7 protein-coding genes and 1 pseudogene are annotated in these 11,128 nt (G+C 67.0%); 4 read left to right on the top strand and 4 right to left on the bottom strand.

Annotated features, from left to right (window positions below):
• Nucleotides 1–897 (bottom strand): annotated as a pseudogene (locus OO57_RS36360) (uracil-xanthine permease family protein); the annotation flags it as partial.
• Nucleotides 898–965: 68 nt separating this feature from the next.
• On the opposite strand from OO57_RS36360, the gene OO57_RS36355 reads away from it, so the two are divergent.
• From OO57_RS36355 to OO57_RS41885, 3 genes are all read left to right on the top strand, one after another.
• On the top strand, nucleotides 966–2,618 hold the full coding sequence (locus OO57_RS36355; protein ID WP_267885010.1) for a recombinase family protein: 1,653 nt from the start codon (nucleotides 966–968) through the stop codon (nucleotides 2,616–2,618).
• Nucleotides 2,619–2,778: 160 nt separating this feature from the next.
• Entirely contained in the window at nucleotides 2,779–3,033 is a 255-nt protein-coding gene (locus tag OO57_RS36350; RefSeq protein WP_033257085.1) for a hypothetical protein, read from the top strand.
• A gap of 69 nt (nucleotides 3,034–3,102) precedes the next feature.
• A protein-coding gene (locus tag OO57_RS41885) for an IS5 family transposase (protein ID WP_106974205.1) occupies nucleotides 3,103–3,908 on the top strand; the annotation gives its coding sequence in 2 pieces (ribosomal slippage) (nucleotides 3,103–3,418 and nucleotides 3,418–3,908; 807 coding nt in all).
• Here the strand turns inward: OO57_RS41885 and OO57_RS36335 are convergent.
• On the bottom strand, nucleotides 3,874–4,176 hold the full coding sequence (locus OO57_RS36335; protein WP_033257088.1) for a hypothetical protein: 303 nt from the start codon (nucleotides 4,174–4,176) through the stop codon (nucleotides 3,874–3,876). The genes OO57_RS41885 and OO57_RS36335 overlap by 35 nt on opposite strands.
• 148 nt (nucleotides 4,177–4,324) lie before the next feature.
• On the opposite strand from OO57_RS36335, the gene OO57_RS36330 reads away from it, so the two are divergent.
• Nucleotides 4,325–4,702: a hypothetical protein gene (locus OO57_RS36330; protein WP_158715365.1), complete on the top strand. Its 378-nt coding sequence runs from the start codon at nucleotides 4,325–4,327 to the stop codon at nucleotides 4,700–4,702.
• Between the two features lie 226 nt (nucleotides 4,703–4,928).
• Here OO57_RS36330 and OO57_RS44420 read toward each other — a convergent pair whose 3' ends face one another.
• Nucleotides 4,929–5,429, bottom strand: coding sequence for a hypothetical protein (locus OO57_RS44420; RefSeq protein ID WP_158715364.1), 501 nt, complete (start codon nucleotides 5,427–5,429; stop codon nucleotides 4,929–4,931).
• 11 nt (nucleotides 5,430–5,440) lie between these two features.
• Nucleotides 5,441–11,128: RHS repeat-associated core domain-containing protein (locus OO57_RS47115; RefSeq protein WP_324606818.1), on the bottom strand; the 5,688-nt coding region annotated here is incomplete at its 5' end.

Genomic DNA, 11,128 nt, shown 5'->3' with positions numbered 1-11,128 from the left:
GCACAGACCGAACAGGATCGCGAAGCCGGCCGCGCACCAGTACGCCGCCGTCGAGTACACCCGGGTCGCCGCCATCACGCCGATGTTCTCCGCGTACGTGGTCGTCGCCGGGCCGCCCACCGCGGTGGAGAGCACCGTCGCCGCGCCGTCCGCCATGATCGCGGTGCCCATCCGATCGTCCAGCGGGTCGCCCGTCATCTCGGAGACCGCCTTCACGTGCCCCGCGTTCTCCGCGATCAGCGCCACGACGACCGGCAGCGCCACCAGGATCGCCGAGGCCGAGAAGCTCGGGGCGTGCAGCGAGGGCAGGCCGATCCAGTCCGCCCTGCCGACGCCCGACAGGTCCAGGCGCCAGTGCTCGGTGGCCGCGCCGCCGCCCACCGGGGAGTCGATCCGCCCGAAGACCCGGTCGAACAGCCAGGACACCGCGTACCCGAACACCAGCCCCAGGAAGATCGCGATCCGCGACCAGAACCCGCGCAGCACCACCAGCGCGAGCGCCGTGAACGCCATCACCAGCAGCGCCGTCCACTGGTCCTGCGGCCAGTACGTCCCCGCCGCGACGGGGGCCAGGTTGAAGCCGATCAGCATCACCACCGCACCCGTCACCACCGGCGGCAGCACCGCGTGGATCACCTTCGCCCCGCACCCCTGCACCACCGCCCCGCACGCCGCCAGCACCGCACCCACCACCAGCAGCGCACCCGTCAGCGTCGCCGCGTCCCCGCCCTGCGCCCTGATCACCGCCGCCACGCCCACGAACGACAGGCTGGAGCCCAGGTAGGACGGGATCCGGCCCTGCGTCACCAGCAGGAAGAACACCGTCGCCACACCCGACACCATCACCGCGAGGTTCGGATCCAACCCCATCAGGACGGGCGCCACGAAGGTTGACCCGGCCAAAGCATGACGAGACCGCATCTGACCTGGTCTGTTCGGTAACTTCCTTGGGAAGAGGGGTCGTTGTGGCGAATGTACGTGGGGTTCTTCTTCGTGCGCTGATCTACATCCGGGTGAGTACGGCGCGGCCGGACATGATCAGTCCGGAGTTGCAGGAGTTTCAGTGCCGGGGGCTGGTGGATCGGGAGTCGATGCTGCTGGTGCGGGAGCCGTTGGTGGATCTGGGGAAGTCGGGTCGGGCGTTCAGCGACCGGCAGATCGCGGAGATCATCGCGATGGCGGAGCGGGGCGAGTTCGACGTGCTGGTGTTGTGGGTGTGGTCGCGGTTCGGGCGCAACACGCTGGAGTCGTTGAAGAACCTGGAGCGTTTGACGGAGCTGGGTGTGGAGGTGCGCGCGGCGAAGGAGGACTTCGACGGGCGGACGGTGATCGGCAGGTTCGCGATCCGGCAGATGCTGAACATCGCGGAGCTGTTCTCGGATCAGCTCTCGGAGAGTTGGAAGGAGACGATCGCCCGCCGGCGCAGGCTCGGGTTGCCGCACGGGAACCAGGGGCGTTTCGGGTACTACCGGTGCGAGAGCTGCCCGCCGAAGAAGCGCGGCGTTCCCCTGGAGACGTGCCCGCAGTGCCGGGAGGGCGTCCTGAGGGTCGAGCAGGGCCTGCTGGGTCCTCGCCTGTGGGAGGCGTACGAGCGGATCGCGGGCGGGGGCAACACCGTTGCCATCACGCACGAGTGGTACCGGGAGGGAGTCGTGGACCAGGTGACGGGCAAGCCGGTGACGCCGGCGCACCTGTACGACATCCTGGACTCCGGGTTCGGGCTGGGGCTGGTGCGCTACCGCCTGCCCGAGCAGTTGCACGTGGTGGCGCCGGATTGGGACGGTGTGCCGCGCAAGCGGCGCAACCGCTGCAGGCGGCCGGAGTCGTTCGGCCTGTACCTGCCCGGCCGGCACGAGCCGGTCACGGGCGACCGCGTCACGGCCGAACGCCTGTGGGACCGGTATACGCAGCGGCGAGGCACGATGCCGAAACGGGCGACAGTCGACGACCGGCACACTCCGCGGTACTCGGTGAGCGGGCGGATGCGCTGCCCCTACTGTGGGGGTGGGATGCAGCCGCTGCTGCGGGCGAAGAAGGTCCGTCGGCCCGAGGTGTGCGGGCGGCCGCATCCGTTCGATGTGACGTGGCGGTGCCGCAACCAGGCCGAACTCGGCAGCTGCCCGGGGGCCGGCTACGGCAACCTGGAACACATCGAGGCCCGCCTGGTGGCGTGGTTGCGCAAGCAGGCCGACGCGCCCGAGGGCATGGTCGACGCCGTGGTCGACGCTGAACGGGCCGGCCTCGCGGTCCGGGAGGAGGAGGTGCGGGCGGAACTCACGGACTTGATCGGCCAAGAGGACGAGATCACGAATGCCGTGGCGGCGCGGGCGGTCGACTACGAGGCGGCGCGGCGGAAGAAGAAGCGTATCGACAAGCAGCGTGCCGAACTCACCACCGAACTCGCGGAACTGGAAGAGGCACGGGCGAAGGTCGTACGGCACCCGGGCGCCGCGGCGATCCAGGCGGTCCTCAACGCCTGGGACGACGCCGCACCGGCACGCCGCAACGCCATGATCAAGGACATCGTCCGCCACATCGCCGTCCGCAAGGGCCGCGGCCTGCCCCTGGAGGTCAAGTACGAGATCACCGCCGCCTGGGAACCACTCCAACAGCCGTGACAGTGAAGGGTTTCACTGTTTCCAGGCTTGGCCGGTCATCGGGCTGACTCTCGGCGCACCGCCTGATCGAGCCCTGCGGGTAAAAGCTGACGACATTGTCCGAGGCCGCCTGTAGCGTTGCAGTGCTATCAGCTCACAATGGAGTGAGACAGGGCCGGGCTTGAGCGAGACCAAAGTTGTCGATGTCCACCAGTCAAGGATCGCAGCGTTCTTGCGGTCATTGGACCCGGCGGTACTGTCGGTTCTGCAGATCGGCGAAGCGGAGATCATCGGCATCGACCTCATCGTGTCGCTGTGCATCACGATGACCGATGCCGGCGACTCCCGGCACTGGTCCGAACGCTTGGAGGACTTCGCCTCACAGATTCCCGAGGGCGAACTCGAGACCTTGGAGCTCGTAACACGATCTTGGTGATCATTGCTGATGGGGCGTGACCGATGTGACGATTCGTCCGTTCGTGATGGCGTGAGCAACAAGCCGTGGATGGTGGACGACGAGCTGTGGGCCAGGATCGAGCCGCTGTTGCCGGCATGGCCGGAGCGGTCGCCGGGCCCGCGTCCGGTGGACGACCGGTTGTGTCTGCAGGGCATCCTGTTCGTGCTCTACACCGGCATCACCTGGCAGCAGTTGCCGCCGGAGCTGGGCTTCGACTCCGGGCAGACCTGCTGGCGTCGGCTCGGCCGCTGGCAGAAGGCCGGGGTGTTCGAGGCCCTGCACCGCTTACTCCTGGCCGAGTTGAACGCGGCCGGACTGATCGACTGGACGCGCGCCTGCGTGGACGCCTCCCACGTACGCGCGAAAAAGGGGGCGAGGCCACCGGCCCGTCGCCGGTCGACCGCCGCAAGACCGGCAGCAAACACCACCTGGTCAGCGACGGCGGCGGTATCCCGTTCCACGTGATCACCACCGCCGCCAACGTCAACGACGTCACCTTGACCCTCGACCTGGTCGACGGCATCCCGCCGGTCGCCGGCCGTGTCGGGCACCCCCGCAAGCGCCCCGACGCCCTGCTCGGCGACAAGGGCTACGACAGCAACCCCAACCGCCGCGAACTGCGCAAGCGCCGGATCCTGCCGGTCATCTCCCGCCGGGGTGAGCCCGACATCATCGGCCTCGGCAAGCTCCGCTATGTCGTCGAGCAGACCTTCGCCCAACTCCACCAGTTCAAGCGCCTCGCCGTCCGCTGGGAACGGCGCCTCGATCTGCACGGAGCCCTCGTCTCGCTGGCCTGCGCGATCATCTGTTGGCGGCGCCTCAGGCGGCCTGCTCAGCCGACTCACAGACCGTGACCGCCAGACGTTCGCCGTCTCTGGCTTTCACGACATTGACCAGGATCTCGCTGCCCTCATGGAAGCGCAGTGTGAAGACCGGATCGAGATCCATCAAGCGGTCGAAGACCTCGCGACGATCATCCGACAGGAGTTCAGGGCCGAGTAGCGCGTCACAGACCCAGTTGTCGTCGGCGGGACGGATCGATACCTGCACGTCGAACTCGCCCAGGCACGTCGACCCATTGGCCCACCACTCCAACCTCGCTGGCCCCTCATAGCTGTCCATCGCCCAAGTATCCCGGTCGACCAAGCGTGCGAAAACGGGGCCGCTCGGCACAACTGCAAGATCGTGTTACGAGTTCTTGGGACGGTACGTCGTCGAGGAGAACCTGGAGGAGTTCCTCGCGGAGGTCCACCGCAGGTCCACGAGCGGCATGTACAGCATGTTCGTGCGGCGGTTGCTGGGCGCCGCCCGGTACCGCGCGATGCTGGCCGCGGCGAAGCATGACGGCGCCGCAGTGGGCCTCGCGGTCCGGCGCCTCATCCGGGCAACCATGCCGTTCGCGGTGGCGTGGAGCGACGCGCTGGGGCTGATTTCCAAGGCCCAACTCAAGGCCCTCAAACGGTTCGACAGCCGGCTCGACACCGTCCAACTGGTGGAAGTCGACTCATTCTTCGGCGAGAAGGTCCTGACCGCGCTTCCCATGGAGGAGACCTCCGCAACGGCGGCCGACTTGGAGAGTCGAAATCCTTCGCGACCTGACCGACGGACCGGTCACCGCGTCGGCACAGCTCGACGATCGCCGCCTTGAACTCCGGTGTGAACGAGCAACGAGGGCGCGACTTCTTCTTCCCCATGCTCTCCGTGATGGACATCATCCTTCCGGGGCCGAAGCCCCTGATCAGAGGTGTCCGTCAAAGCGAATCAAGCCCACAACATCAGATACACCAGGCACTGCACACCCACCCCAGGCGCAGCCCGGCATACTCGTCGCCATCGGGCCACTGAGCAGGAAACGGATAACTCTCACTGACGTACTAGGCGCCCCCAAGAGCAGATTCGAGCAGGATCTTCTGCTTATTAATTGACTCATTGCAGATGGAATCCAACTCTTCATCGTGAATAGAGTATCGTCCCGAAATTCTAGACATTAGAATAGACTCATGGCATGACCATAGAATTTCCATTAGACCATCCGGAGACAGCCCGGAAGGGGCTTCTTCGAATAGCCTGACGAGTCCCATCATGAACGGCCCCACCGGCGGAGCAAGTGCAACGTCCGGCAAGCTGTCATAATCGGCCAAAAAGCGCTCGGCAAGCTCTATTTCACCTCCTCCACCCCGCCCCACAATCCCCCCACTCTCGATGGCTCGGACAATCAATCCCCTCCTGCTGGATGGAAAAATTTCAACATTCTGCGATTCCAGCAAATAAAATGCCGATCTAATTGCACCTAGAGCCAGCCCAGTCAGGACAGGACTTTCGAGCGCTTGAACTTTATTCCCAAAACTTGACACTTCTCTGTCCCACAGGTCCATCTAAACCCTCCCTATCTAGTTCGCTCCCACAGCTGGACTCCATCAAACTGAGATGCGCGCCCCCTGCAGTCCTGGCGCTCCGGGCCGCATGCCTTACGAGAGGAAGCAATAATCCCGTCACCTATAAACTCCATCTCTTCAATGGCATTGAAGAGAACCTGTTCAGCATCCGAGTGCACCTGAGGTGTCAAGTCAGTCTCATAGACTCGTGTATATCCCAGGAGTTTCGCCAAGCTTTTAAGCTTCAAATTTGTTCCGTTGTTTGCAACAGCATACACTAGCTCCCCGCCCAACTGGGCAGTCGCGACTGTGGTGCCTTTATCTGCTCGACTACCGATCCCATATGTATCATGCAGGGCTTTTGCGTCATCTAGCAGCTTTTGTGCCGAAACTGTGGCAGTAGCCGCTGTTCCCTGAGAAACCAATCGCCCGTCACTGTGATCCTTGGCTTCAAGTATTTGTCCAGTTTGCTGAACAGCTGGGCTAACTAGCACTACTCCGAGGCTCGCCGCCGCATGAATGGGGCTGTCTAGTATTTTGGACAGCCCGGCAGCCGTGTTGATCGGGTTTTCGAGCAGAGTGCCGGTGACTGCTCCTAGGTCTGGGCTGGTTGTGCTCCAGGCCCCAGCCCCGGCGATGGCTGGGAAAGTAGTAGAGATCAAGCCAGCCGCTTCCTGGGCGGCGTCGGCAGTGAAGGCCGCGGCGTCGACGGCGGTGTTGGCGGTGGCAGTGACCGTGGCGGTCGCAGCGGAGGCGGTGGCGACGCCGTAGGTGGGGCCCGCGGTGTAGGTGCCGACCGCGCCCGCGATAGCAGCGCCGGGGGCGATCTTGGTGCGGTCGATCTTGATGACCGGTGCCGCGGTATCGCAACTTGAGTAGGCGTTGAGCGCCCCTGTCACCGGGTTGAGGCGGTAGGCGATTTCACCAGCCGCCATAGCGGCTCCTCCAAGGATCGCTACCCCCCCGGAAATCGTCTGCACCGTCTGGACCGTCTGAGGACTGGGGTGGCTCACTTCATGAGCGGTACTCGACCACGAGAATCCGCTGCCACCGGAGCTCATGAGTTGGAGGGCGTAGATGTTCATGGCGCCGTAGCTGAAGCTGAAGGTGTACTGGGGCATCGCGGGCGGGATCCACCGGTACTTGCCCTTCGGCGCGGGGCCGAGTTCGTAGCTGTCCCAACCGGAGGCAGCGCCCGCTGCGGCGGCGGCCACGGCGGCGACCGCGGTGGTGACGCTCCTGGCGCCGACGCAGCCGGCGGAGTGGCCGTCGGGGTCGGTGTTCTGGAGGGGGTCGGCGTCGCCGTACTGGTAGCGGTTGGCGCGGGCCGAGGACATCGGGTCGAGGAGGACGGTGTCGCGGCTGGTGAAGCCGGAGGTGGCGGGGTCGTACCAGCGGCTGGAGGTGCTGACCTGGCCGGTGGTGGTGTCGGTCCAGCCGCCTTGGTAGCCGAGGTTGGGGGTGGTGCCGGTGCGGGTGGTGGGCTTGCCCCAGGGGTCGTAGGAGGTGGAGGCGCCGGGGGCGGTGGCGTTGGGGGTGAAGGTGGAGATCAGGTCGCCGTGGCGGTCGGTGTAGGCGAGGGCGGAGGCGCCGCTGGTACCGATGGCGGTGAGGTTGCCGCCGGGGGCGCGGGAGTAGGTCTCGGTGCCGTCGGAGGTGAGGGTGCCGCCGGCGCCGGTGTAGGTGAAGGTGTGGGTACCGGACTGGGCGAGGCGGCCGAGGGCGTCGTAGCTGTAGGTCTGGCCCTGTTGGGCTGTGAGGTTGTCGTAGGCGTCGTAGGTGGCGGTGGTGGTCGCTCCGCCGGTGGTGGCGCTGGAGCGGGTGCCTCGGGGGGTGTAGGTGTAGGTGGTGCCGAGGCTGTTGCCGGTGAGTTGGTTGCGCTGGTTGTAGGTGGCGGTGTTGAGGCCGTTGGCGGTGAGGTTGCCGTTGGCGTCGTAGCCGTAGCTGGTGGGGGTGGTGCCGTTGTTCCAGGTGCTGAGGCGGCCGGCCTGGTCGTAGGTGTAGGTGTTGGTTCCGGCTCCGGCGAGGCCGGTGGTGGTCTTGGTCTTGAGGCGGCCGGAGGGGAAGTAGGTGTAGGTGAGGGAGGAGACGGCGGTGCCGGTGGCGGTGGTGAGGTTGTCGCCGGTGAGGTTGCCGAGGTCGTCGTAGCTGTAGGTGCGTTGGTCGGCGGTGCCGTACTTGACGGTGGAGAGCTGGCTGCGGGTGTTGTAGCCGTAGGTGAGGGTGGTGCCGGTGAGCGGTTCTGCAAAGGTCTTGAGGCGGTCAGCGGCGTCGTAGGTATAGGTGGCGGTGCCGGATTCGTCGGCACGGGTGGTGAGGTTGCCGTCGCCGTCGTAGGCGTAGGTGGCGTGGCCGAGGGGGCCGTTGGCGGTGGTGAGCAGGCTGCGGTCGTCGTAGCCGTAGGTCTGGGTGCCGGTGGGGGTGGACAGTGAGGTGAGGCGTCCGGCCGGGTCGTAGCCGAAGCTGCGGGTCGGGTTGGTGGTGGCCTCGCCGCCGGTGCCGGTCTGGGTCTTGAGGCGGCCGAGGGGGTCGTAGGTGTTGGTGAGGGTGACGCTGCCGGGCTGGATGCTCGTAGCGGGCTTGTCGAGGACGTCGTAGCTGGTGGTGTAGGTGCGGTCCGCGGCGTTCGGGTAGGCGGAGGTCGCGGGTTCGATGGTGGATTCGGGCAGGCCGTGGGTGTTGAAGGTGTAGTAGGTGGTGTTGCCGTTGCCGTCGGTGTAGGCGGTGCGGTGTCCGGCGGCGTCGTAGCCGAAGGAGGTGGTGATGCTGCTGGTGGTGGTGACCGGTTCGACGTGGCGCACGACCTGGCCGAGGGCGTCGAAGGCGGCGGTGGTGGTGTTGCCGTCGGCGTCGGTGGCGGAGAGCGCGTTGCCGGCGACGTCGTAGCCGACGGTGCTGGTGGCCAGGACGGTGCCGGTGGCCGAGAGTCGGGCGGTGGTCTTGAGTTGACCGGCCCGGTCGTAGGTGAAGGTGGTGGCGGGGCCGGTGGTACCGGGCTGGTCGCCGGGTTGGGTGGTCTTGAGGGGTTGGCCGGCCAGGTTGTAGGTACTGGTGGTGGTGTTGCCGAGCGGGTCGGTGGCCGAGGTCTGCTCGCCGGCCGCGTTGAAGGCGGCAGTGCTGCGGACCCCGGTCGGGGTGGTGCTGGAGGTGGTGTTGCCCGCGTCGTCATAGCCGATGGTGCTGGTGTAGGCGTCGGTCGTGGTGGTGCGGCGGACGAGTTCGGTGGCGGTGATCTGCCGTCCGAGATCGTCGTAGGTGGCTTCGGTGCGGGCGCCGGTCGGATCCGTGATGGAGAGTTGCTCGCCCGCGAGGTCGAAGGTCGCGTAGGCCTTCGGGGTGGTGCCGTGGATTTGCGGGAGGTCGGTTTCGACGAGGTTGCCGAGTTGGTCGTACACCTTGCCGGTCAGTTGGTTCTTGGCGTCGTGCAGGGTCTTGGGTCGGTCAAGGCCGTCGTAGTCGATCTGGCTGACGGCCGTGACGGCGGTGCTCTGTCCGGGCGCGGTGTAGGAGGGGTTGGCGATGGACTCGTGGTGTCCGGTGACCGGGTCCCAGGTGTGGGTGAGGGTGGTGATGTTGCCCGTTGCGTCCTGGGTGGAGGTCGGTTCGTCGTAGATGCCGTAGCCGGTGCGGGAGATGGCCCGGGCTCCGTGCAGGACGGTGGCGGTGCCGGTGGCTGGGTCGGCGGTGGTGGTGTCGGCGGGTGGGGCGGTGGTGAGGGTGAGTCGGCCGAGTGCGTCGTGGGTGTAGGTGGTGGTGTACGCGGCCGGGTCGGCGCCCGCGACGTTGCCGAGCGGGCTGATCGTGGTCAGCGGGAGGCCGCGCTGGTCGTAGGTGTTCTTGACGATCGAGTCAGCGGGGCTGTTCTTGACGGTCTGGGTGAGGACCTGGCCGACCTTGTTGTAGGTGGCGTCGCTCTCGCGGGTCTCCCCGCCGCCGCCGCTGAGCACGGTGCTGAGGGCGCGGTTCCCGGCGTCGTAGGTGTAGCTGGTGGTGCGGTTCAGACCGCCGGGGTCGAGAGTGGTGGAGGTGGTGCGGCCCGCCGCGTCGTAGACGGCGGTCGTGGTGGTCTTGCCGCCGCCGGTGGTCTGCTGGGTCAGGTGGGCTGCGGCGTCGTAGGTGTTCTGCTGCAGGACGATCGTGCGCTGGGTGCCGTCGGGGTTGCGGTAGCCGTCGAGGTCGGTCTCGGCGACGGTGTTGTCGTCGTTGTAGTAGGTGTGGGTGGTGCGGCCCATCGCGTCGGTGACGGTGGCCAGGCGTCCGGCGGGATCGTAGGCGCGGGACTCCAGCACCTGGAAGCGGGACGGGACGGGGTCGTTCGGGCTGCCGGTGTAGTTCCAGATGCTGGTGCGCAGCAGGCGGTGGTCGGCGTCGTAGCTGTAGGACCAGATGGTGCCGGTGGGGTCGGTGACGCCGGTGGTGTTACCTGCGGGGTCGTAGCCGTAGGCCATGGTGCGGCCGGCCGGGTCGGTGGTCTTGTAGAGCTGGTTGTGGCTGTTGTAGGTCCAGGTGGTGGTGCGGGGTGCGTCGCCGCCGGTGGCGTCGGAGATGGTCTGGGTGGTGGGGTTGCCGTCCGCATCGTAGGCGGTGGCAGTCCTGCGGGTATGGGCGGTGCCGGTGACAGCGTCGGTGGTGGAGGGGTCGGTCTGGGTGAGCGGGTTGCCGAGGCCGTCCCAGGTGTAGGCGGTGGTGGTAAAGGCGGCGGCGGGGCCGCAGTCGGTGCAGGCGGTGGTGGCGGTGGTGCGGCGGCCGAGGTTGTCGTAGGTGTAGGTGGTGACCAGGCCGGTGGGGGCGGTGCTGCGGGTGAGGTTGCCTGCCTTGTCGTAGGCGTAGGCGGTGGTGGCGCCGCCGGTGTCGGTGCTGCTCGCGACCAGGGCCGCGGGCTGGGTGCCGGTGGAGCCGACGGCCGCCTCGCTGCCGGTGGTGTAGCTGATGGTTCCGGTGCGGCCGCCCGGGAAGTCGGGGGTGGCCGGTCCGGTCGTGGAGGTGAGGTCACCGAGTGCGTTGTACGTGTACGACGTCCGGTAGGTGGTGTCGCTCGCGTCCTTCGCTCGGGCGTCGCTACCGGTCAACTGCCGGTCGTTGGCCGGGTTGAACGGGTTGACCGGGTCCAGCGAGTAGCTGGCGTAGGCGGTGTGGCAGTGGGCCGCGTCGGTGCAGGTGGTGGTGGAGACGGCGTTGCCGCGCTCGTCGTGGCCGGTGGTGGTGGTGTGCCCGTTGGCGTCGGTGACGGAGTAGAGGAAGCCGTGGGTGTCGTAGGTGTAGCGGGTGGTGGCGACGGTTCCGTCAGTGGACATGGCCAGGCGTCCGGTGGCGGTGTCCCAGCGCCAGGACATGCCGTTGCCGTTGGGTTCGGTGACGGTGGCGATGGTGGTCTTGGACGGGCTGCCGGCCTTGCCCATGGCCTGGTAGTGGGCAGTGACCGCGTCGGCGCCCAACACAGTAGGGTAGTGGGCTACTTCGGCGATGGTGCCGTTGAAGCGCCCGTCGGTGCTGGTGGGGTGGTTGGGCCAGCTTCCGTCGGCGGTGCCCGCGCCGACGTAGGCGTAGGTGGCGCCGTCGTAGTAGACCGTGCGCTTGACGGTGGAGGCGGCGGCTTGGGCGCCGTCGAGGTAGAGGGTCTGGCCGTTGTCGTCGCCGGCGATGACGGCGTGGTGCCAGGTGTTGTCGTTGACGCTCCTGCCGGAGGCCAGGGTGGTGGC

It is taken from the genome of Kitasatospora phosalacinea (assembly GCF_000717185.1).
In the GTDB taxonomy this organism is placed as follows: domain Bacteria; phylum Actinomycetota; class Actinomycetes; order Streptomycetales; family Streptomycetaceae; genus Kitasatospora; species Kitasatospora phosalacinea_A.
Note: the sequence above shows the minus strand (reverse complement) of the source record. Positions and strands in the feature narration are given on the sequence as shown.